Origin of the sequence: Janthinobacterium pasteuri, from assembly GCF_051380775.1 — a bacterium.
Classification (GTDB): domain Bacteria; phylum Pseudomonadota; class Gammaproteobacteria; order Burkholderiales; family Burkholderiaceae_D; genus Janthinobacterium.
Genome location: NZ_JBNYXS010000015.1, coordinates 105,063 through 126,296, shown reverse-complemented (window position 1 = coordinate 126,296; position 21,234 = coordinate 105,063). Strand labels below are relative to the sequence as shown.

Genomic DNA, 21,234 nt, shown 5'->3' with positions numbered 1-21,234 from the left:
ATGCGCAATGGCCTTGCAGCAGATCTGTTATCAGGCTGCTGCGAGGCGCCACAACGACGTGATTTCCTTCGAGCGGGCCGCGTGCAGGCTGTCCGTGGCATCTTGCGCGCGCGGGTGCGTGGGTTTCACGTCCAGGCGGTCGACCACTTTCAAGCCCGCTTGCGCTATCCACTCGAGCAGTTGCGCGCGAGGGCGCAGGCCCAGGTGCTCGGCCAGGTCCGACAGGATCAGCCAGCCTTCGCCGTTTGCTTCCAGGTGCTCGGCCAGGCCGGCGAGGAAACCGCGCAGCATGCGGCTGTCCGGATCGTAGACGGCGTATTCGATGGGCGAGCTTGGGCGGGCCGGCAGCCACGGCGGATTGCACACGACCAGCGGCGCGCGGCCGGCAGGGAACAGGTCGGCCTGCACCACGTCGACTTTGTCGAGCAGATCGAAACGGGCCAGGTTTTCGCGCGCGCAGGACAGGGCGCGCGGGTCCTGGTCGGTGGCGACAATGCGTTGGATGCCGCGCTGCGCCAGCACGGCGGCCAGTACGCCCGTGCCGGTGCCGATGTCGAAGGCCAGGCTGGCGCGCGGGGGCAGGGGCGCGTCCGCCACCAGGCCCACGTATTCGCCGCGGATGGGCGCGAACACGCCGTAATGCGGGTGGATGCGCTGGCCCAGGGCCGGCAGTTCCACGCCCGTGCGGCGCCATTCGTGCGCGCCGATCAGGCCCAGCAGTTCGCGCAGCGAGGCGACGAACGCTTCTTCGCCACGGCCATACGCTTCATTGCACGCCAGTTTCACGTCCGGCGCGCGGCGCAGCGGGATCGTGTAATCGGCATCGAAGGGCAGCAGCAGCATGGCCAGGGTGCGGGCGCGTTGTGACTGGGCCTGGCGGTGCAAGTGAAACGCTTGCGTGGCGGATGGTTCAGGTTGCGCCAGCTTGGCGGCCTTGGCTTTTTTGCTGGGTTTGTCGTTTTTGTGGTCGGCGCGCCGCGCCAGCGCCTGCAGCAGCTGGCGTGCGTTCTGGAAGTCGCCGCGCCACAGCATGGCCGTGCCTTCGCAGGCCAGGCGGTAAGCCTGGTCGGCCGTCGTGCGGTCATCGGCGATGACGACGCGCTTGGGTGGCGGCATGCCGCTTTCCGAGCGCCAGCGGGCCGAATGCTCGGCGCCGTTTTCGCTCCAGTGGATCTGCGGATGAACGGTAGGTGAAGAGGTGTCGGACATGGGATTCAATCGATAGAAGGGGGCGCGCGGCATGGTCGCCTGCGCAGGCCGTCTTCCATTATACGTCGCTGGCCGTGCTGTCAGCGGTGTCCGTGCCATAGGCGAGTGCCAGTGCGCGGGCGCGCGCCTGGTCTTCGGGCGTGGATTCGGCAGCTTTCTTGCCGGCCTCGGCGGTATTGTCAGGCTGCACCAGCTTGAGCAAACGCAAGCTCAGCCTGCCCGCCAGGTCGCCATCCTTGCCACTGGCGCTGGCGCCATCGGATTGCTGATTGAAGATGCTGCTTTGCAATTGCTGGTCCAGCAGCTTGAACAGGTCGTGCAGATTGCCGGCGAAGTTCGTCGCAGGCAACTCTTTGGCGGGCAGGGTAGCGTCATCGGATGGCGGGACTTCCTGCGCATCGTCTTGCGTTTGCGCCAATGCGCCCGCGCTGATGTTCGATTGATATTGCACTTCCAGCTCGAAGTCGAAAGTCTGGCCATCGGCCGTGGTGATCTTGCCCTTGCCAATGAAATGGGCGTTTTCATCGAGGCTGAAGGCGGCCGCGCGGCTGCTGCCGCCAGCGCCCGAGACGCTGGCATTACCGCTGCTGAAGCTGGAACCGGCCTGCAGGTCGACCGAATCGAAGGCGATGCTGGCGCCGTCGCCGAACAACTGGCGCGTCATAGTGGAAAGGAAATCCTGCGCCACATCGACGGTGGCGTTGCCCAGCGCGTCCGTGCGCTGTTTCAGCCCCTTGGCCGACAGGTCCAGGCCGTTTTTCGACAGGGCTACCACGTCTTGCGCGGTACGCTGCATCAAGGGCGAAGCGGCCAGGCCGGCCGTGCCAAAGCCCGCTTTTTGCGGCGCTTGCCCTGCCAGGGGTGTGGCGGCAGGCTGGCGTGAACCGGAAACGAGAGCGGGAAGCTGGGACATGAACAAATTCCGAATGAGTAAGTACTCAGTTAACGGCAGTCGTGCCCCATTCTTTAACCATTAGTGGTGGTGCGACCAGCTACCGTCTGCCGACTCCAGGTAAGACTTGACGGCATCGGCCTGGCCCGTGGCGTGGCGCTTGAGTTCGCCGCATGCGCAAATGCCCTGATACGGCTGTATATGCGAGCAGGCGGAGACTTTTTGCAGGTAGACCTGCATGGATTTGTGACATTTTACGCACTTGAAGGTGAGGCTGCGGGCGGCTTTCATGGGTTTCCTTGAACTGTTGCGGGGCGTAGGCGGTGCCTGCGCGAAGGCGGCGATTTTAACGCACTCCGGCCATCGTTACACGTTGTTGCATCTGCGCCACGCGCAGGTCAACTGAATCCGCGCCATGACGTTGAACGTATACAGGAGGTCGTCTGACCGCCATTGAAGAGGTAGCACCATGGAAAAGCATGACAAGGAAAAGCCTGAACAGCCCGCCAAGGAGCTGGTCAGGAAGTGGTTGAAAACGGAGCTGGAACAGCGCCGCCCGCCGCCCGACCCCGAGCAGATCCGCCGCGAACTGGGCTGGGATTTGCTCAGGCTGGGACGGCAACCTGTGCCACGCTAGCGCACCGTTACCACGCTCTTACCGCCGGCGCCCGGCTGCACGAGGATACGGGTGGCGATGCGCTCCGTCATTTCCTGCACATGCGAGATGACGCCTACCTTGCGTCCCATCGCTTGCAAGCCGTCGAGCGCATCCATGGCCACGCGCAGGGTTTCCGTGTCCAGGCTGCCGAAGCCCTCGTCGATGAACAGCGATTCCACGCGCACCCGGTTCGAGGACAGCGAGGCCAGGCCCAGCGCCAGTGCCAGCGAGACGAGGAACGATTCGCCGCCCGACAGCGAGTGCACGGAGCGCAGCTCGCCGCCCATGTCCTGGTCGCGCACCATCAGGCCGAGAGACGGATTGTTCGGGTTGTCGATGCGTTCCAGCTGATAGCGGCGCGCCAGGTGGGCCAGATGCGCGTTGGCATAGCCGAGCAGCACTTCCAGCGTGAATTGCTGCGCATAGTTGCGAAATTTCTTGCCGTCGGCCGAGCCGATCAATTCATTCAGGCTGGCCCAGCGCCGCTCGATGACGGCCTGCGCCTCGATTTGCGCCAGCATAGCTTGCGCACTGTGGCGCCGTGCGTCATCTTGCGCGATGGCCAGGCGTAACCGCGTTGCCTCCTGGTTGGCCGCCTGGCGTTCCTGCACCAGTGCGTCGAGTGCCGAATGCAGCACGGCCACGTCCATTTCCAGTGCATCAGGCGGCTGTTGCACATGGGCCGCCAGTTGCTGCCGGCGTTCGGCCAGCACGGACAGCGCCGCCGTGTGGCGGTCGGCGATCAGTTGCAGGGCGTCCCGTTCGGCGCGCATGGCTTCCGGTGCGATGGCCAGATGCGCGCGCAAGCGGGCCATGTCGGCGGGTGCATGGGCCGGATGGGCAAGCTGGAACCGGTGCAGCCAGTCCTCCAGCGCTGCCCCGGCATCGCTGTCTTGCTGGCGCAAGGTATCGAGGCGCCGGGCAGTTTGCGCGCACGCTTCGTCGAGCCGCGCGCGCACCTGGCTGGCCGACTGCGCCGCCGCTTGCTGCTGCGCCAGCTGATCTTTTGCACGCGCGACGGCGCCTGCCAGCGCACCTTCCACCTCGGCCACGGGCAAGCCATCCCACAGCGCCGCGCGCTGCGCTTGCAGCGCCTTCAGCTGCGCGTCCAGGGCGGCGTATGCCGCATGCGCTTCCAGTGCCAGCTGCTGCGTCGTGTGCGCGGTCGCATTGGCCGCGTCCAGCTGCGCGGCCAGGGTCGCCAGCGCGTGGCCGCGGCTGTCCTGGTCCGCCTGCTGTTTCAGCCATTGCCGGCTTTCCGTTTCGCGCGCCGCGCGGAAGGCGGCAGGGCCGGCGCGCCAGCCATCTTTCCAGTCTTCGGCGCCATCCGTGTCGGCAAAGGCGCCATCGAGCTGCGCCAGCAAGCCATCGAGGGCGCTGCGCGACGTCTCCGCCTTGTCCTTGCTTGCCGCCTGCTGCGCCTGCAACTGCGCCAGCCGTGTTTGCGTCTCGGCGACGGCGGCCGTCAGGCGCGCGTGTTCGGCGCCGGCCAGTTCGTGCGCCGCCTGTGCCTGCTCGCGCAGCGCGCTGGCCTGGCGCAGCGCCGCCTCCTGCTGCGCCAGCGCCTGCAAGCCGGCCGCATTGGCCGCCAGTTGCTGTGTGAACCAGTCCGCGCGCTGGTTTGCCGGCGGCAGTTGCAGGGAGTCGGCATGCGGCTGCCACTGCGCGTTCAAGTTGTCGATGGCGGGTGGCAGGGCCGCCAGTTCGGCATCCGTTTGTGCCTGTTCACGCGCATAGCCGGCCAGTGCCGCCCTGTGCGTGGCCAGCCGCTCCAGTTTGCCGCGCGCCTGCGTGCGGCAGGCCTGCACTTCATCCTGCAAGCTGGCCAGCATCGCCTGCAAGGCGTGGTCGGCATGACTGTACGGGTGCTCCAGCGCGCCGCAGACGGGGCAGGGCTGGTCTTCCTGCAAATTGGCGCGCAGTTGCTCCACGCTGGCCGCGCATGCAGCTTCCGCGCCTTTCAATGACTTTTCCGCCTGCGCCAGGCGCGCTTCCAGCAGCGCCGTTTGTGCCGCTTGCGCCGCCAGCGCCGTGTTTTCCGCCTGCACAGCCTGGGCCAGTTGCGCGGCCCTGGCTTGCCCGTGCGCCAGTTCCTGCTGCTTGCGCGCCAGCTCCGTCCACGTCTTTTCCGCCGCATTCAACTGGCGCGCATGGTCTTCCATCTGGCCGCGCTGTTCCTGCAACAGCTGCCCATCGATGGCTTGCACGGCGACAGCCGCTGCGCGCCGCTCGGCATCGCGCACGGCCAGCGCTGATGCGGCAGCGGCCAGCGCGGCCTGCTCTTCACGCGCCGAATCGCTGGCGTGGCGCACCAGCTGCGCCGCTTCGGCCATGCTGGCGTCGGCCGCATCGGCTTGCGCGGCCGCTTGCCCGGCCTGGGCAAACAGCTGGTCCGACAATTGCCACGATGTGGCCAGCGCTTGCCATTGCTGGTGCGACGCCAGCCACAGGCGGCCCGTTTCCTGTTCCGCCTGCGCGGCGTGCTGGCGCTGTTGCAGTGCATGCAACGCGCTGCGCGCCGATTCGTTGGCCTGGTCGGCGCCTTGCGCGGCTTGCCTTGCCTGGCCATGCGCGGGCAGTTGCGCGAGGATGCCGGCGTCGAGCGCCTTGGCTTGATCGAGCAGGGGCGCCGCATCGCGCTGCACCGTTTCCTGCGTCTGCAAGGCGGCTGCCGCTTGCTGCACGCTGGCAGCCAGTTGCGTTTCGGCGGCGATGGCTTGCGCCGCCTGCATGCGCGACGCTTCCAGCGCGGCGCCGGTGCCGGCGATGTCGCTGGCCAGGCGCGCCACGTCGTCGACGAGGGCGCGCGCCGGCTGCAGCAATTCCCACTGCGCCAGCGCCGTGCGGCGTTCTTCTGCAGCGGCGCGCTCAAAGGCGGCGCTATCGAGCGCCTCTAGCGCGGCGCTCACCTGGCTTTGCAGCTTGTGCGTCTCCTGGTGCCAGCGCTGCTGCAGTTCCAGCACCGCCTTGCGCAAGTCGATGTGTTGCAGCGTGGTGTCGGCCGCGCTGCACAGCGCCTCGGTGTCGGTGCGCTCCTCCGGCGACAAGGGGCGCTGGTCGGCCAGTTTTTCGCCCAGGCGTTCGAGGGCCTGTTTTTCCTTTTTCGCCCGCTCGAAGGCGCGCATGGAAATATCGGTATAGATGCTGCTGCCCGTCAGGGTTTCCAGCAACTCACCCCGTTCATTGTCTTCCGTCTTGAGGAAAGTGGAAAACTCGTTTTGCGCCAGCAGCACGGCGCGCGTAAACTGGTCGAAGGACAGGCCGATGCGTTTTTCGATCTCTTCCTTGACCTCCGTCTTGGTGCCGCCGATGGGTTGCAGCGCTGGCAACTGGTGCAAGCTCATGGCGGTCGCTTGCAGCGCCCCTTCGGCCCGGGTGCGCGAGCGGCGCACGCTCCAGCGCGCGCGGTAGCATGCGCCGTCGTTGCCGACGAAATCGACTTGTGCGTAACCGTCCGGCGTGCCGCGGCGCAGCAGCGTGCGCGTATCCTGCGCGTTGACGGTTTCCTTGCCCACGTCGGGCAGGGCGCTGCCCCGGCCCAGCACTTTCAGCAGGCGCGGCGTGGCATCGTACAGGGCCAGGCACAGTGCGTCGAGCAGCGTGCTCTTGCCCGCGCCCGTGGGGCCGCTGATGGCAAACAGGCCGGCGGACGCCAGCGGCTCCTGCTGGAAGTCGACTTCAAATTCGCCGGCCAGCGAGGCCAGGTTCTTACCGCTGATTTTCAGGATTTTCATGGTTCTTCAGGAGCAGTCAGGCGTCGGGCAGCAGCAGTTCGGCCAGTGCCGACAGTTGTTCGGGCGGCGCGGGCCGGCCGTATTTTTGCAGATACAGGCGGCGGAAGATGTCGTCGGGTTGCAGCTGGCCCAGTTGGTCGAGCGTCATGCTTTCCGGCGCGCTGCTGCGCGCGGCGCTTGACGTTTCGATCTTTGCCAGGCGCACGCGCTTGCCCTCGAGCGCCGCCTCGATGCGCGTGCGCAGGCCCGGTTCGGGTGCGTCCAGGCGCACGCGCACTTCCAGGAAGGGGTGCGCTTCCGGTGGAGCAGCGGGCACGTCGAGGGCTGCCAGCTGCGCCAGCACCTCGTCTATCGGCGCCGGCGTGGCGGGTACGCGCAAGAGCGGCACGGCGCGCGGCACCTCGATGGCGCGCACCGACTGCAGCGTTTCGCCATCGATATCGAGGCACAGCACCTGGTGGCGGTAATTTACTTCGGCGAACGACAGGGGAATCGGGCTGCCGCAATAGCGGATATGTTCTTGCCCGCCGACGGCCTGCGCCTTGTGCAAATGGCCCAGTGCCGCATACGCGATGGCGGTATCAAAAATTCCCGACGGCAGCATCTCCGTGCCGCCGATGACGATGCGGCGTTCGGAGTCGTTCGACATTTCGCCGCCCACCATGTGGCAGTGGCCCATGGCAAGGATGGCTTGTCCGGGCTGGCGGCGCGCCAAGGCCAGATCCGTCAACTGGCGGTACAGCAGGGCGATGCCGCCCAGGTAGGCATCCTGGGTATCGCCGGCCGCCAGCTTCGGCACGTCGCCGGGGCGCAGGAAAGGCACGGCCAGGCACCAGGCTTGCACCTGCCCATCGGCGCCCGACAAGGGCAGCAGCAGGCGTTCCAGGTCGATATCGCCATCCTCGCTGCGTAACAAATGGCCGATGACGTGCGTGCCATGCGCGGCCAGCAGGGGGGCGGGTGCTTCCAGCCGGCCCGCCGAATCGTGGTTGCCGGCGACGACGACAAGCTGCAGCGCGGGCAGGCGCACGCGCGCCTGCTGCAGGAATACGTACAGCTGCTTTTGCGAGGCGGCCGACGGGTTGGCGTTGTCGAACACGTCGCCCGCCACCAGCAGCACGTCGACGCGTTCGGCCACGAGCGTGTCGAGCAGCCAGTCGAGGAAGCGCTGGTGTTCGTAGCCCCGTTCATAGTTGTGCAGGGTCTGGCCCAGATGCCAGTCGGAAGTGTGCAGCAGGCGCATGGTGTGACAAGGGTAGGGAAGACAGGCGCCAATATAGCAGGTATGGCGCGAGGCGCCATTGGCTGGATCAAAGCACTGCAGCACCCGCGCGATACGTGTTCCTGCCATCCTGCTTGGCCTGGTACAGCAGCACGTCGGCGCGCTGCAGCAGCACGGCAGGGGGGATGTCTTCGTCGCGGTAGAAGGCCAGGCCGATGCTGGCGGAAATGCGCACGGTGATGCCATCAAGTTCGAACGGCTGCTGCATGGCGGCGACGATTTTTTCCGCCAGCGCGGCCGCGTCGTCGGGCCGGGTGATCTGTTCCATGATGATGGTGAATTCGTCGCCGCCCAGGCGGGCGATGATGTCGGTGGCGCGCATGGTCTGCGTCAGGCGTTGGGCGAAGGCACGCAGCAGGGCGTCGCCGGTGCCGTGGCCATGTGTGTCGTTGACGGGCTTGAAGCGGTCGATATCCATGTACATGACAGCCATCAGGTGCTGTTGCTGGCGGCTCGCGTGCATGGCGTCGCTGAGTTTTTGCTGGAAGCCGGCGCGGTTCGACAAGCCGGTCAGCACGTCGACCTGGGCCAGCTTCAGCAGGCGCTGTTTTTCGCGCTTTTGCACGGTGATATCCTGGCGCATCACGTGAAAACCCGCCACCTGCAGCTTGTCTTCGCCGATCTGCGGAATGTAGATCACTTCCATGCAGCGCTCGATGCCTTCCTTTTCATCTTCTTCCTCGAAGCTCAAGGTTTCGCCCGCCAGCACTCTTTCGATATATGGCGCCACTGTGCGGTAGCGCGCCTCGCCGACGGTCTCGCGCACGCTGCAGCCCAGCGCCTGCCGGCCCGTCAGGTCGAATTCGCGCTCATAGGCGATGTTCAGGAAGCGGTAGACCTGCTCGGCGTCGATGTAGGCGATCATGGCCGGCAAGGTGTCGGCGATGGTGCGCAGGCGCGCTTCGCTTTCCCGTAGCGCCACTTCCGATTCGCGCAAGGTGGTGATGTCGTCCAGGCTGCCCACGTAGCCTTCGATCTGGCCATCGATGAGGATGGGGGCGATCTTCACGGAGACCCAGACCAGCCTGCCGTCGCGTTGCAGGCAGCGCAAGGTGGACTGGAACGGCGCGTGGCTGCGCAAGAGCTGTTCCAGCGCCACGTGCATCAGCGGATAGTCGTCCGGGTGCAGGGCACTGGTCCAGCCGGCGCCCAGGGCGGCGGCGCGCGGCAGGCCCGTGATCGATTCGAAGGTGCGGTTGACGTAGGTGCAGCGGCGCTGGCGGTCCAGGCGCACCAGCCCGAGCGGCGAGGCGTCGTTGACGGCGGCCAGTTCGGCCTGTTTCTGGCGCAGTTCCAGTTCCTGCTGGCGGCGCTGCGAGACATCTTCGGCGATGCACAGGATATGTTCGATCTGCTGGCGCTCGTCGAACACGGGCACGGAGACGGCGCGCACGTAGCGCAGGCTGCCATCACGCAGGCGCAGCGGCTTTTCCGTATGGTCGATGACGCCGCGCTCGGTCAGGATGGCGCGGTCGTCTTCGGCGTCGTGCAGGCCGAAGCCGGGTGGGAAGGCCTGGCAATCGGTCTTGCCGATAACGTCGGCGGCCAGGTGGCCGGTGATGTCCTGGGCAGCCTTGTTCCACACTTCCATCTGGCCGAAATTTTCCGGGCGCGCGCTTTTTACGTAGACCAGTACGGGCAAATGGTCGATCAGCGACTGCAGGAAGCTGCGGTTGTCCTGCAGCGCCAGTTCGTCGTGCTTGCGCGCGCTGATGTCGCGCGAGGTGACGGCCACGCCGTCGATGATCGGCACCACCTGGTGGCGCAGCCAGCGCGTGCCGCCCGAGGCCAGTGTCAGCTCGAATTCGTCCTCCAGCGGCTGGCCCGTTTCCATCACCAGCACGAAGCGCTTGAAAAAACGCTCGCCGCGCAGCAGCGGCACTTGCGGCAGCACGCGCTGGCCCAGCAATTCGGAGCGTGGCTTGCCCAGCATGTCGGCGGCCCGCTCGTTGACGTCGGCGAAGGTGAAGTCTTCCACCGGTTTGCCCGGTGCGGGGCGCCAGGCTTTCAGCAGCAGTACGGAGTCGAGGCTGCCGTGGTGCGCCGCGCGCAACAGTGCTTGCGTTTCCGTGGCCTGGCCGATGCTGCGGCGCAGGCGTGCGTTCTGGCGCATCAGCAGGGCTGTAAAGCCGGCAATGAGCACGCTGGCGGCGAGCAGCGCGCCGACATACGCCAGGCGGCGCTGTTCGAAGCGTGCCAGGGCCACGGCGCGGCTGACGCCTACCACGGCCAGCAGTGGGTAGCGCGGCAGTTCGCGGTAGCTGTAGATGCGCGCCGTCGTGTCGACGGGCGGCTCGATCAGCAGTTCTTCGGGGGCATGCTGGGGCGCCCCGGGCATGCGGAAGTCGATGCGGTCGCTGAGGATGCGCTGTTCGCCGATGCGCCCCACCGTCAGGCCGCTGTCGCGTGCCACCAGCATCAGCGCGCCCTGTGCGTCGAGGTCCAGGCGGTCATAATCGTCGACAAAATAGCTGGGGTCGATGTGGATGACGATGGCGCCGGCAAAGCGGCCCTGCGCATCGTTCAGGCGGCGCGCCAGGCGGATGGCCCAGTGCTTGCTGGCGGCGTCGAGCATGGGCGTGTCGACCATGGCCGTGTCGGATGCATTGGCGGCCAGCGCCCTGAAAAATGGCTGCGTGGCCAGGTTTTCCGGCAAATACGCGTTGGCGCTGTCGATCACATTGCCCTGCGCGTCGATGAGGGCGATCGGCAAGGCCAGCTTCGACGGCAGCACGCTGTCGAGCAGGCCCTGGCGGCGCATGAATTCATTCAGGCGCAGGCCGCCATCCAATTCCTCGTACTTGAGCTTGAACAATTGCGTGGCGTGGTCCGTCTGACGCAGGGTGAAACTGGTATGGTCGGCCAGGGTACGCGCCAGCGACTGGCTGACGGCCACGGCGTCGTGCACGGCGCTGGCGCGCTCCTGTCCCACCTGGTAAAAGACGGCCGTCCACAGCGCCAGCAGCAAGATGAGCGCGAACAGGGGCACCAGGCTGAGACGGTACAGGCGGCGGGCAAGGTGTTGCGGGAATCTTGTTATCGCTATCACGGGCGCTTGCAGGCTAGAGTCATGGTAAAGGGGAGGGGCGGCGTGGCGCGCATGATAGCCGAAATCTGCTGCCTTGCGCGTCACCCTGTTGCCACCGCTCTCATTGTCTGTTCACGGTCTGTCGCTAGGCTTATTCTGCGTTAAATCAGGTAGTTGTGGTGCCGCGCACGCTAAAAAAAGCACGCCGGCGACGACACGGGCTGGCGGCGTGGCAGAAAAAGTACAATTGCGCCCCCATCCTCATTAAAATGGGTGCTTCTACCTCCCATATCGAAAGTTGTCATGCAGAGTAAAAAGCCCGACGCGGCAAGATTGGACAAGATCGTGGCCGAAGCGCGCCGCGCCGCCGACCAGCGCGAGAGCGGCTACCGCGAGCGCTCGCTGAAGATGTATCCGTGGGTGTGTGGCCGCTGCATGCGCGAATTTACGCGTGCCAACGTACAGCAACTGACGGTGCACCACCGCGACCATAACCATGACAACAATCCGCCGGACGGCAGCAACTGGGAATTGCTGTGCCTGTATTGCCACGACAATGAGCACTCGCGCTACCTGGAAGCGGACCGTGGCGCCGGCCTGCTGTCTGCCGAGGTGGCGCCCGCCACGCACAATCCCTTCGCCGCACTGGCTGGGCTGATCAAGAAAAAGGACTGAGCGGGCCGCGGCGCTTCCCCCATGCGCATCCTGCTGACCGAAGACGCTCCGCAACTGGGTCGCGCCACGCAGGTCGGTCTGGAACAGGGCAGCTATGCCGTCGAATGAGTCACGAGCGCTGAACACGCGCACACGGCCGTGCGTCTGCACGACTATGGCTGCATCCGGCTCGACCTGGGCTTGCCGGGGCAGGACGGCATGCAGGCGCTGGGCGGGCTGGGCGAAATGGTGCCCGATATCGCGCACCGGCACGTGGCGCAAGGGGGCTTGCCCGTGACCTTGACGGTGAAGGAGTTCCGTATCCTGCCACTGCTGCTGGAATACGGTGGCCGTGTGCTGAGCCGGGATAGCTGGAAAAAACCTGTACAGCTGGGGCGGCGAAGTGAAGAGCAATGCCGTGCAAGTGCCTATCCACCACCTGCGCAAGAAGCTGGGGCGGAAATCGACCGTCGCTGACAGCCGCAGACGGCGACATGCTCCAGCACCTGCCATTCGTCTTCCACGAACCCTCGTCGGCGGCTGCGGCGTCGTGCGGCTGGCTTGCGTGCCGTTGCCGGGCAAGTCGATAGCGATAAAACGTGCAAGTGTCACGCGGAATGCGGTATCTTTCAGCTATGCACAGCCCAGACCAGCACATTTCTCCCGACCTCCCCCCTTTATCGCTGGCTGCCGCGCGCGCCTTGCACCTGGCCGCGCAAGGTTTGCTGCAGGCGCGCCGCAAGAAGGCCGTGAAGGCCGACGTGCTGGCCGCCGTGCGCCAGATGGGCGTGCTGGAGATCGACACCATCCACGTGGTGGCGCGCAGCCCTTACCTGGTGCTGTGGAGCCGGCTGGGCGATTATCCGCAGCCGTGGCTGGAGCAATTGCTGGCCGAGGGCGCGCTGTTCGAATACTGGGCGCATGAAGCCTGCTTCGTGCCCATCGAAGACTATGGCCTGTATCGCCACCGCATGCTGGACCCGGCGGCCATGGGCTGGAAATACTCGGTAAAGTGGATGGCCGAGCAGGGCGATGCCGTGGCTTCGGTGCTCGAACATATCCGCGCCAACGGCGCCGCGCGCTCGGCCGACTTTGAACGCACGGATGGCCAGGCGGGCGGCTGGTGGAGCTGGAAGCCCGAGAAACGCTCGCTGGAAGTGCTGTTTACGTCGGGCGTGCTGATGATCGCCAAGCGCCACAATTTCCAGCGCTATTACGACCTGGCCGAGCGCGTGCTGCCGGGCTGGCACGATGGCTTGCTGCCGCCCGAAGAGCAGGTGCGGCGGCGCCTGCTGCTGGCCAGCGTGAAGGCGCTGGGCCTGGCGCGTGCCGGCTGGATCAGCGATTACTTCCGCACGAAACAATCGCGCGCCAGCCTGGCGCAGGATTTGCAGGCGCTGGTGGACGAGGGTGCGTTGCTGCGCTGCGCTGTGGCTGGCTGGGATGATGCCGTGTATGTGCATGCCGGGCATGGCGAATTGCTGCGCGCGGCGGTGGCCGGCAAGCTGGTGCCCACCCTGACGACGATATTGTCGCCGTTCGACCCCGTCGTCTGGGACCGGCGCCGCGCGCTGGAATTGTTCGGCTTTGACTACCGGCTTGAATGCTATACGCCAGTTGCGAAGCGCCGCCACGGCTACTTCACTTTACCTGTCCTGCGCCGCGGCGCGCTGGTGGGGCGCCTGGATGCCAAGGCGCACCGCGCGCAGGGGCGCTTCGAGATCAAGTCGCTGGCGCTGGAAGACGGCGTGCGCCTCAGTGCCCGCCTGGTGCAGGACGTGGCTGGTGCCGTGCAGCGCCTGGCGCGCTGGCATGCGTGCCCGGATATTGATATTGCGCGAGCACAACCGGTGGCGTTCGGCGCGCAGCTGGCGGCCGCCCTGCAGGACGGCCGCGACGCGGCAAGGCGGGCCGCATGATGCTGCCACCGGCTCCGCCCGACCTGCTCGACGCCAATGGTGTTCCATGCTTTGGCCGCTACACGGGGCAATTGAACGCCTTCGACTGGGCTGCGCTGGCGCCACCGTACGCGCGCGGCGCCCTCTGGCGCTTATTCCACCACAAGCGCTGGCATTATGTGGCCTTGTCCACGCCCACCCTGTTCTGTGGCGTGGCCATCGTCGACCTGGGCTGGACCAGCACGGCCTTCGCGTATGCGTTCGACCGCCACAAGGGCAAGATCGTGGCTGCCTTTTCGCAGGATGGCCTTCCTGGCCTGTCCGCTGCCGTGGCGCCGCATGCGGGCGCCAGCAGTCGTTTCCGCTTCCTCTCGCACAGCATCGCCATCGAGGCCCAGCCGCAGCAGCGCTACCGTTTGCAGCTCGATTGCGGCCATTTCGGCATCGATGCGGAATTCGGCCCGCCCGTGGCGCCCACCTTGCTGGCCGTGGGGCCCGTGGGCGAGGGCGGCTCCGTGCACGCCACGCAAAAGTCGGGTGGCTTGCCCTTGTGGGGCAGCGTGCGTTGCGGCGCCATAGGCTACAGCTTAGACGACGGCGTGGCCAGCTTCGATTATTCGAACGGGCTGCTGGCGCGCGAGACGGAATGGCGCTGGGCTTCGGCGCACAGCCTGGACCTGGGTTTCAATCTGCAGGCCGGCTATTTTGGCGCGCATGAAAACGCGCTGTGGCTCGATGGCCAGCTGTACGCGCTGGGCCGCGCGCATTTTGACTTCAATCCCGACAACCCGCTGGCGCCGTGGCACGTGTGGACGGACGACGATCTGCTCGACCTTCACTTCAAGCCCGAGGGGGCGCGGCGCGAAGATAAAAACCTGTGGATCGCCGCCAGCCGCTACATCCAGCCCATCGGCACTTTCAGCGGCTGGGTGCGTACCAATGCTGCGTCTCCCAAGCGCATCGTGGCGCAGCTGGCGGGCGTGACGGAAAGCCACCGCTCGCGCTGGTAGGCGCGCGCGATTTTTTTGCGAAACGCGCCACAAGGTCAAGTTTTTTTGGCAGCGCATCCTATACACTTGGGCGTTACCAAGCCGCTCCGGCAATCCATGAGGCCAGAACATGAGTATCCGTAATCTCGACAAGCTGTTCAAGCCGGCCTCGGTGGCCCTGATCGGCGCCACCGCGCGCGACCACAAGCTGGGCGCCATCGCGCTGGCCAACCTGCTGGGGGGCGGCTATCAAGGGGACATTTGGCCCGTCAATCCCAAGTACGACGAGTTGATGGGACTGAAATGCTACCGCAAGCTGGCGCAACTGCCGAAAGCGCCGGACCTGGCCATTATCTGCACGCCGCCCGCCACGATTACCGGCCTGATCCGCGACCTGGGTGCGCTGGGCACGCGCGCGGCCATCGTCATGACGTCCGGCCTCGATCCCGTGCGCGAACAGTCGCTGCGCCTGGCCATGCTGAAAGCAGCCAAGCCGCATCTGCTGCGCATCCTGGGCCCCAACAGCATGGGGCTGCTGGTGCCGAAACTGGGCTTGAACGCCAGCTTCGCCCACCTGGGCGCGACCAGCGGCAAGATCGCCTTCGTGTCGCAATCGGGCGCGCTGGTGTCGGGCGTGCTCGATTGGGCCAACGCGCACGGCGTGGGCTTTTCCAAGTTCATTTCGCTGGGCGGCAGCTATGACATCGATTTCGGCGACCTGCTCGACTACCTGGCCGGCGACATCGACACGGCCGCCATCCTGCTGTACATGGAAGATATCCAGGCGGCGCGCAAATTCATGTCGGCGGCGCGGGCGGCCGCGCGCAGCAAGCCCGTCATCGTCTTGAAGGCGGGACGCGAGGCGGAAGGCGCGGCCGTGGCGGCCTGGCATACGGGCGCGCTGGCTGGTTCCGACGCCGTGTATGACGCGGCCATCCGCCGCGCCGGCATGCTGCGCGTGTATTCGGCCGAGGAACTCTTCGATGCCGTGGAAACGCTTACGCATATCCGCTCACAGCGCGGCGAGCGCCTGGCGATACTCTGCAACGGCGGCGGCCTGGGCGTGATGGCCACCGATGCGCTGGTGGGCAGCGGCGGCAAGCTGGCCGATTTGTCGCCGGACACCGTGATCGCGCTGGAAAAGGCCCTGCCACGCGGCTGGTCGCACGACAACCCCGTGGGCTTGCCCGGCGACGCGCCCGTGCAGCGCTATGTCGACGCCATCAAGCCGCTGCTCGACGAGCCGCAGGCGGACGCCTTGCTGCTGCTGCACGCGCCCACGGCCATGGTCTCGTCGATCGATATCGCCGAAGCCGTCACGCCGCTGATCAAGGCCACCTCGCGCACGGTGCTGTCGTGCCTGCTTGGCGGCACCACGGTGGCGCCCGCGCGCCAGGTCTTCAACCGGGCCGGCATTCCCACCTACGACACGCCGGAAAAGGCCGTGCATGGCTTCATGCAGATCGTGCAGTACCGGCGCAACCAGGAAACCCTGATGCAGGTGCCGGCGCAGCTGCCCATGTCGGCCACGCCGCGCCGCGCGCGCGTGCGCGAAATCGTCGCCGCCGCGCTGGCGGCTGGCCAGACGGTGCTGGGCGAGTGCCGCTCGAAGGAGATTCTGGCCGCTTACGGCATTCCCGTGGCGATGACGCGCATGGCGGCCGATGTGGAAGAGGCGCTGGCCGTGGCGGCGGACATCGGCTACCCGGTGGCGCTGAAAATCCATTCGCCCGACATCGCCCACAAATCCGACGTGGGTGGCGTGGCGCTCGATCTCGACACGCCCGACATCCTGCGCACGGCCGCTGCCGCCATGCTCAAGCGCGTGCGCCGCATGCGCCCCGATGCGCTGATCGACGGCTTCACGGTGCAGCAGATGGCGCGCCGGCCGCAATCGCATGAATTGATCGTCGGCGTCACCACGGACGCCGCCTTCGGCCCCGTGATACTGGTGGGGCAGGGCGGCATCGCCGTGGAAGTGACGGCCGACCATTCCATCGGCCTGCCGCCGCTGAACATGGTGCTGGCGCGCGACATGCTGGCGCGCACGCGCGTGTCGAAACTGCTGGCTGGCTACCGCAACCAGCCGCCGGCCGACATCGACGCCATCTGCTACACCCTGATCCAGGTGGCCGAACTGGTGGCCGATATCGGCGAGCTGGCCGAACTCGACATCAACCCGCTGGTGGCCGACGCGGACGGCGTGATCGCCCTCGACGCGCGCATCCGTTTGCAACCGGGCCAGAAGAGCGACCGCCTGGCCATCCGCCCGTATCCGCAAGAGCTGGAAGAGCAGGTGACGTGGTTGGGGCAATCCATTTTGCTGCGCCCCATCCGCCCGGAAGACGCGCCGCAGCACCTGGACCTGTTCAATGCGCTGGACCCCGACGATGTGCGCCTGCGCTTCTTTACCTCCATGCGCGAGCTGCCCGTGTCGCAGCTGGCGCGCCTGACGCAGATCGATTACGACCGCGCCATGGCCTTCATCGCCACGCACACGGGCCCGGACGGCAAGCCGGAAACCCTGGGCGTGGTGCGCGCCGTGGCCGATCCGGACAATATCCACGCCGATTTCGCCATCGCCGTGCGCTCGGCCCTGAAGGCCAAGGGCCTGGGCCATATCCTGTTTGAAAAGCTGGTCGACTACTTCCGTAGCCGCGGCACGGAAGCGCTGGTGGGCGAGGCGATGGCGCGCAACAAGGGCATGCAGCGGCTGGTAAAAAGTTTTGGCGGCGAAGTCACGCCATCGGAAGAGCCGGGCGTGGTCAACCTGCATATCGGCTTGCGCGCACCCTGAAAAAAGCCGGGTCGGGTTTGTGCAGGATCAAACCTGCCCTTGTCGGTAGTCTTTACACTTTCACTTCCAGGATCAGACATCCAGCGCGTTTTCGGGAGTGAGTACATGCTTACGGCAACATATATATTGGTTTCCCTGTCGGTGGAACAAGCCAGTATCCGCATGAGTTTGCTGGCATTTCAACAATACATGCAGGTGCAACTGCGCCAGCAAAGCAGGCTGAGCCTGGCGCAATTGCAGACCACGGGCGACTGGCTGAACCGGCTGTACCAGGGCGATTACTGGCGCAAGGTGGAGATGTATCTGATCCCCGCCATTCGCCGGGCCACGCCGCATGCCGATGGCTTGCTCAACGGTTTGCTCAATGAGCTGAACGGCTTGAACCACGCGGCGCTGGAAAGTATCAATGTCGTGCAGCAGCGCGCAGGCGCCGCCCTCGACAGCTCCGAGCAGCAGGCCGAGCAGCTGTGCGCCGCCATCGACGCCTTTTGCGCGGCCTTGCTGCAGCGCCTGGAAAAAGAAGAGCGCGAACTGTTCGCGCTGGCGCGCAAGGTCATCGTGGGCGAAGCGTGGTTTGCCATCGCCTACCAGTTCCTCGCCCACGATGCGCGCGCGCAGGAAGCGCGCCGTGGCAAGGCGCAAGTGCTGCCCTTTGTTTTGCCAGTGCCTGTGCCGGCACCGGGTACGCCCGGCGGTGCCACTGAAACCACGGGCATTGCCGGCACCTCGGCGGCAGAGGCCTTGCCTGGCGTGTCACAGACCCAGCGTGCGCGGGCTTGAACGGGGAGCGAGCGCCCACCCCGTCCGCCCGTTTGCGCCGGCTCCACGCCCCTGATTTTGCGCGGGCGTCAGCATGGGAGATATGTTGCGTTACTCATTTGGTAACTTGCACAGACCTGTCCGATGCAATACTCCGGGCTTTGTTATGATGGTGGTTTTGATTCACGCGAAACCCGTCATGTTCGAATTTCTTTTCAAGCGTTCTGCCAGCAAGCCTTCCGCACCAGACCCTGTCGTGGCAGAACAGGCCGCCGCTACGGCGCAGAGCGCATCGCGCCGCGCCGAACAGGTTGCGCGTGCCCGCGCCGTGGCGGGCGACGAAGTCGCCGCCTTTGAATTCATTGTGTCCAGCGAATTTGCCGACGCCCGTCTGATCGCGGCCGAACACGTCCATGCCTTGCCGCTGCTGGAAAAAGTCCACCAGGCCATGCGCAACACGGACCGCCGCGTCGCCAAGCTGATGCAGGGCCGCATCGACCTGATCCGCCACCAGGCGGCGGAAACCCAGCGCGCCCAGGCCAGCATCGATACCGCCCAGCGCCTGCTGAACGATGACAAGCTGAGCCCGAATCAGGTAGCCGAGCTGGACCGCCAATGGCAAGTCATCAAGGCCACGCCCGAACTGGCGACCGCCTTCACCGCCGCGCGCGCCGCGCTGGCGGCCCGCCTGGAAGCGCAAGTGGTGTTGCAGCGCGCCGTGATCGACGCCGTCGCCGCCGCGCGCGCGCTGGCCAGCGATGGCCAGTGCGCCGGCGAACTGGCGCAGGCGCTGGCCCGCCTGGATGCGGAACATGCGCAGCATGCACATTCGCCCGAGCGCGCTTCGTTGCCGAAACACCTGGAAAGCGATTTCATCCAGGCGCGCGAACAGGCGCAGTCCGCCTTGCAAGCCTTGCAGCAGCACCAGGCCGTGTTCGACGCGCGCCAGGCTGCACTGGCCGAATGGCAGGCGCAGGACGCCGCTACACTCGACGCGGAGACCCTGAAACGCGCGTGGCAAGCCCTGCCGCGCCTGCCCGACTCGCCACTGTCCGACAGCTTGCAGCAGCAATTTGCAGCCGTGCTGGCCAGCGCCCCGGCACCTGCCGTCACCGCCGCGGCCGTGGCTACGCCAGCGCATGCCGAACCGGCGCCGCGCAAGCCGCGCCAGGAGGCCGCTCACGTGTCGAAAGAAGCGACCGAGCAGTTCTTCAAGGTACTCGACGCCATGGAAGCGGCGCTGCAGGATGGTTTGTTGCACGTAGCTTCCGAGCATGACAAGACCTTGCGCGATAGCAAACACGGGCGCCTGACGCCTGCGCAAGTTGATCGCCTGGCCCATGTGCGCGGAGAATTCAAGCGCCTGGCCGACTGGGCGCGCTGGGGCGGCAACGTGTCGCGCGAGGAACTGGTCAAGGCGGGCGAGGAATTGCCGGCGCAAAAACTGCCGATGGCCGAACTGGCCAAGAAAGTGGGCAGCCTGCGCGAGCGCTGGAAATCGCTCGACACCTTGTCCGGCCCCGCGCCGAAATCCCTGTGGGAGCGTTTCGATGCCGCCTGCAGCCTGGCGTACGCGCCGGCGGCCCAGCATTTCAAGCAACTGGCCGAAGAGCGCCACGGCAATGCGGCCAAGGCCCAGGAATTGATCGCGGAAACGGTAGCCCTGGCAGCCGAAGAAAGTACCGATTGGAAACACGTCGCCTCCGCCTCGCAGCGCTTGCGCCAGGCGTGGACGCGCCTGGGCACCATTGACCGCAAGGAAAAGAAGCGCCTGGATACGCAATTTGGCGCCGCACTGGACGCCCTGTCGAAGCCGCTGGATACGCAGCGCCAGATCGAGACGGCGCGCCGCGAACAATTGATCGTCGAAGTGGGCTTGCTCAAACCATCGGAGCGCAACACGGTCGATATGCTGAAAGCCTTGCAGGATAAATGGCAGGAACTGGCGAAAGCCCTGCCGCTGGAGCGCCGCGCGGAACAGGCGCTGTGGCAGCGCTTCCGCGCCGCCTGCGATGATATCTTTGCCAAGCGCAAGGAAACGGCCCATGCGGCCGACCACGAGCGCCGCGAACACCTGCATGCGCGCGTAGCGCTGTGCGCCAGCCTGGAAACTGCCGTCGTGCCCGAGGGCGACGACAAGGCCCGCAGTGCCTTCATCCACCACTTGCTGCGCGACACGCGTGCCGCCTGGAACGCCACCGGCCCCGTGCCGCGCGCCAGCGAAGCGAAGATCGAGCAGCGCTACCAGGCGGCTGTTGCAGGCGTGCAAGCGCAAGCCGATGCCATCGCCGAGCGCGCCGGTGCGGCCCAGGCCAACGCCCTGCGCGACAAGCTGCGCCTGACGCAGGCATTGGAAACGGCCTTGGTCGAAGGCGATGCCGGCGCGGATGTGGAGACTTGGGTTCAGCGCTGGAGCGCCTTGCCAGCGCTGGACACGCAATATGAACGCAGCCTGCAGCAGCGCTTTGCAGCCGCCCAGGCCGCATTGGGCGGGGGTAGCGCCGCCTACGTGCAGCAATTGCAGGCCAACCAGGAGCGCTTGCGTGATGAAGTGTTGCGCCTTGAAATCGTCGCCGGCGTCGACAGCGGCGCCGAATTTGCCCGCGACCGTCTGAAAATGCAGGTGGAAGTGTTGCAATCGTCGCTCAAGTCAGGCCAGAAGCCGCTCACGCAAGTGTCGCAGCTGATGCAGCTGTGCGCGATTGCCGCCGCCACCGATGCGCGCACGGCCAGCCGTATCGAAACCTTGCTGCGCCGCATCGGAGGCCTCGCAAAATGAGTACAACCGTGCGCGTCCAGCAAGCTGATTTTGACCTCAGTCAAGAAATTGCACAATTGCGTGCAGGCAACCCCAAGGTAGGCGCCGTCGTCGGCTTCGTCGGCACGGTGCGCGACATGAACGAGGGGCTGGACGTGGCCGCCATGGAACTCGAGCACTATCCTGGCATGACGGAAAAGTCCATCGAGGCGATCGTCGAGCAGGCGCGGGGCCGCTGGCCCCTGTCGGGCGCGCTGGTGATCCACCGCGTGGGCCCTTTGCTGCCGCAGGAGCAGATCGTGCTGGTGGCGGTCTCGTCCGCCCACCGGGGCGAGGCCTTTGCCGCCTGCGAGTTCATCATCGATTACCTGAAGACGGAAGCGCCGTTCTGGAAGAAGGAAGACACGCCGGAAGGCGCGCGCTGGGTCGATGCGCGCGACAGCGACGAGACGGCGCTGGACAAATGGACGGCAAAAGCCAGCGTTATTTGAGGCGTATTTGCCGCGCACGCCAGCATTTGCAAGAATGCATCCGTTTTCCGCTTTGTGACTGCTTGAAAAGTACGGCCTCACCCCA

15 protein-coding genes are annotated in these 21,234 nt (G+C 66.1%); 9 read left to right on the top strand and 6 right to left on the bottom strand.

All coding sequences use genetic code 11. The annotated features are described in order from the left end of the window. Window positions 1-30: 30 nt before the first annotated feature. The 3 genes from ACQ4WN_RS16410 to ACQ4WN_RS16400 are packed head-to-tail and all read right to left on the bottom strand — an operon-like array spanning window position 31 to window position 2,392. Window positions 31-1,209: a methyltransferase gene (locus tag ACQ4WN_RS16410; protein WP_436552524.1), complete on the bottom strand. Its 1,179-nt coding sequence runs from the start codon at window positions 1,207-1,209 to the stop codon at window positions 31-33. Between the two features lie 58 nt (window positions 1,210-1,267). Continuing rightward, window positions 1,268-2,122, bottom strand: a complete 855-nt coding sequence (locus tag ACQ4WN_RS16405) for a hypothetical protein (RefSeq protein ID WP_436552499.1) — start codon at window positions 2,120-2,122, stop codon at window positions 1,268-1,270. A 60-nt stretch (window positions 2,123-2,182) separates the two neighbouring features. Then, window positions 2,183-2,392 (bottom strand): hypothetical protein, encoded by a 210-nt coding sequence (locus ACQ4WN_RS16400; protein WP_034755039.1) that lies wholly within the window; start codon window positions 2,390-2,392, stop codon window positions 2,183-2,185. A 178-nt stretch (window positions 2,393-2,570) separates the two neighbouring features. Between ACQ4WN_RS16400 and ACQ4WN_RS16395 the strand changes: the two genes are divergently transcribed. Further along, on the top strand, window positions 2,571-2,738 hold the full coding sequence (locus tag ACQ4WN_RS16395) for a hypothetical protein (RefSeq protein ID WP_436552498.1): 168 nt from the start codon (window positions 2,571-2,573) through the stop codon (window positions 2,736-2,738). Here ACQ4WN_RS16395 and ACQ4WN_RS16390 read toward each other — a convergent pair. From ACQ4WN_RS16390 to ACQ4WN_RS16380, 3 genes are all read right to left on the bottom strand, one after another. Then, the gene (locus ACQ4WN_RS16390; protein ID WP_436552497.1) at window positions 2,735-6,493 is read right to left on the bottom strand and encodes an AAA family ATPase; all 3,759 of its coding nucleotides are present in this window, start codon (window positions 6,491-6,493) and stop codon (window positions 2,735-2,737) included. The two genes, ACQ4WN_RS16395 and ACQ4WN_RS16390, sit on opposite strands and share 4 nt — an antisense overlap. Window positions 6,494-6,509: 16 nt before the next feature. Further along, window positions 6,510-7,736: an exonuclease SbcCD subunit D C-terminal domain-containing protein gene (locus ACQ4WN_RS16385; RefSeq protein ID WP_436552523.1), complete on the bottom strand. Its 1,227-nt coding sequence runs from the start codon at window positions 7,734-7,736 to the stop codon at window positions 6,510-6,512. A 67-nt stretch (window positions 7,737-7,803) separates the two neighbouring features. After that, a complete protein-coding gene (locus ACQ4WN_RS16380) occupies window positions 7,804-10,824 on the bottom strand; it encodes a PAS domain-containing protein (RefSeq protein WP_436552496.1) in 3,021 nt (1,006 codons plus the stop codon). Between the two features lie 282 nt (window positions 10,825-11,106). On the opposite strand from ACQ4WN_RS16380, the gene ACQ4WN_RS16375 reads away from it, so the two are divergent. The 8 genes from ACQ4WN_RS16375 to moaE all read left to right on the top strand — a co-directional run bounded on the left by ACQ4WN_RS16375 (window position 11,107) and on the right by moaE (window position 21,149). Beyond that, on the top strand, window positions 11,107-11,478 hold the full coding sequence (locus tag ACQ4WN_RS16375) for a YajD family HNH nuclease (RefSeq protein WP_034755042.1): 372 nt from the start codon (window positions 11,107-11,109) through the stop codon (window positions 11,476-11,478). Window positions 11,479-11,616: 138 nt separating this feature from the next. Then, window positions 11,617-11,934: a hypothetical protein gene (locus tag ACQ4WN_RS16370; protein ID WP_436552495.1), complete on the top strand. Its 318-nt coding sequence runs from the start codon at window positions 11,617-11,619 to the stop codon at window positions 11,932-11,934. Window positions 11,935-12,092: 158 nt separating this feature from the next. Next, the gene (locus tag ACQ4WN_RS16365; protein ID WP_436552494.1) at window positions 12,093-13,376 is read left to right on the top strand and encodes a winged helix-turn-helix domain-containing protein; all 1,284 of its coding nucleotides are present in this window, start codon (window positions 12,093-12,095) and stop codon (window positions 13,374-13,376) included. Then, a complete protein-coding gene (locus ACQ4WN_RS16360; protein ID WP_436552493.1) occupies window positions 13,373-14,365 on the top strand; it encodes a DUF2804 domain-containing protein in 993 nt (330 codons plus the stop codon). The genes ACQ4WN_RS16365 and ACQ4WN_RS16360 overlap by 4 nt, the downstream gene beginning before the upstream one ends. Before the next feature lie 109 nt (window positions 14,366-14,474). Beyond that, window positions 14,475-17,141, top strand: coding sequence for a bifunctional acetate--CoA ligase family protein/GNAT family N-acetyltransferase (locus ACQ4WN_RS16355; protein WP_436552492.1), 2,667 nt, complete (start codon window positions 14,475-14,477; stop codon window positions 17,139-17,141). 105 nt (window positions 17,142-17,246) lie between these two features. After that, on the top strand, window positions 17,247-17,921 hold the full coding sequence (locus ACQ4WN_RS16350) for a hypothetical protein (protein ID WP_436552491.1): 675 nt from the start codon (window positions 17,247-17,249) through the stop codon (window positions 17,919-17,921). 178 nt (window positions 17,922-18,099) lie between these two features. Continuing rightward, window positions 18,100-20,679 carry a DUF349 domain-containing protein gene (locus ACQ4WN_RS16345; RefSeq protein ID WP_436552490.1) on the top strand — a complete coding sequence of 860 codons (2,580 nt, stop codon included), beginning with the start codon at window positions 18,100-18,102 and terminating at the stop codon, window positions 20,677-20,679. Next, window positions 20,676-21,149 (top strand): molybdopterin synthase catalytic subunit MoaE, encoded by a 474-nt coding sequence (gene moaE / locus ACQ4WN_RS16340; protein WP_436552489.1) that lies wholly within the window; start codon window positions 20,676-20,678, stop codon window positions 21,147-21,149. Before ACQ4WN_RS16345 ends, moaE begins: the two co-directional genes overlap by 4 nt. Window positions 21,150-21,234 lie beyond the last annotated feature (85 nt).

Coding starts and splice junctions, on each gene's coding strand:
- ACQ4WN_RS16345 (WP_436552490.1), top strand. CDS start 18,100: ATGTTCGAATTTCTTTTCAAGCGTTCTGCCAGCAAGCCTTCCGCACCA.
- moaE (WP_436552489.1), top strand. CDS start 20,676: ATGAGTACAACCGTGCGCGTCCAGCAAGCTGATTTTGACCTCAGTCAA.
- ACQ4WN_RS16355 (WP_436552492.1), top strand. CDS start 14,475: ATGAGTATCCGTAATCTCGACAAGCTGTTCAAGCCGGCCTCGGTGGCC.
- ACQ4WN_RS16365 (WP_436552494.1), top strand. CDS start 12,093: ATGCACAGCCCAGACCAGCACATTTCTCCCGACCTCCCCCCTTTATCG.
- ACQ4WN_RS16385 (WP_436552523.1), bottom strand. CDS start 7,736: ATGCGCCTGCTGCACACTTCCGACTGGCATCTGGGCCAGACCCTGCAC.
- ACQ4WN_RS16350 (WP_436552491.1), top strand. CDS start 17,247: ATGCTTACGGCAACATATATATTGGTTTCCCTGTCGGTGGAACAAGCC.
- ACQ4WN_RS16390 (WP_436552497.1), bottom strand. CDS start 6,493: ATGAAAATCCTGAAAATCAGCGGTAAGAACCTGGCCTCGCTGGCCGGC.
- ACQ4WN_RS16410 (WP_436552524.1), bottom strand. CDS start 1,209: ATGTCCGACACCTCTTCACCTACCGTTCATCCGCAGATCCACTGGAGC.
- ACQ4WN_RS16375 (WP_034755042.1), top strand. CDS start 11,107: ATGCAGAGTAAAAAGCCCGACGCGGCAAGATTGGACAAGATCGTGGCC.
- ACQ4WN_RS16400 (WP_034755039.1), bottom strand. CDS start 2,392: ATGAAAGCCGCCCGCAGCCTCACCTTCAAGTGCGTAAAATGTCACAAA.
- ACQ4WN_RS16360 (WP_436552493.1), top strand. CDS start 13,373: ATGATGCTGCCACCGGCTCCGCCCGACCTGCTCGACGCCAATGGTGTT.
- ACQ4WN_RS16405 (WP_436552499.1), bottom strand. CDS start 2,122: ATGTCCCAGCTTCCCGCTCTCGTTTCCGGTTCACGCCAGCCTGCCGCC.
- ACQ4WN_RS16395 (WP_436552498.1), top strand. CDS start 2,571: ATGGAAAAGCATGACAAGGAAAAGCCTGAACAGCCCGCCAAGGAGCTG.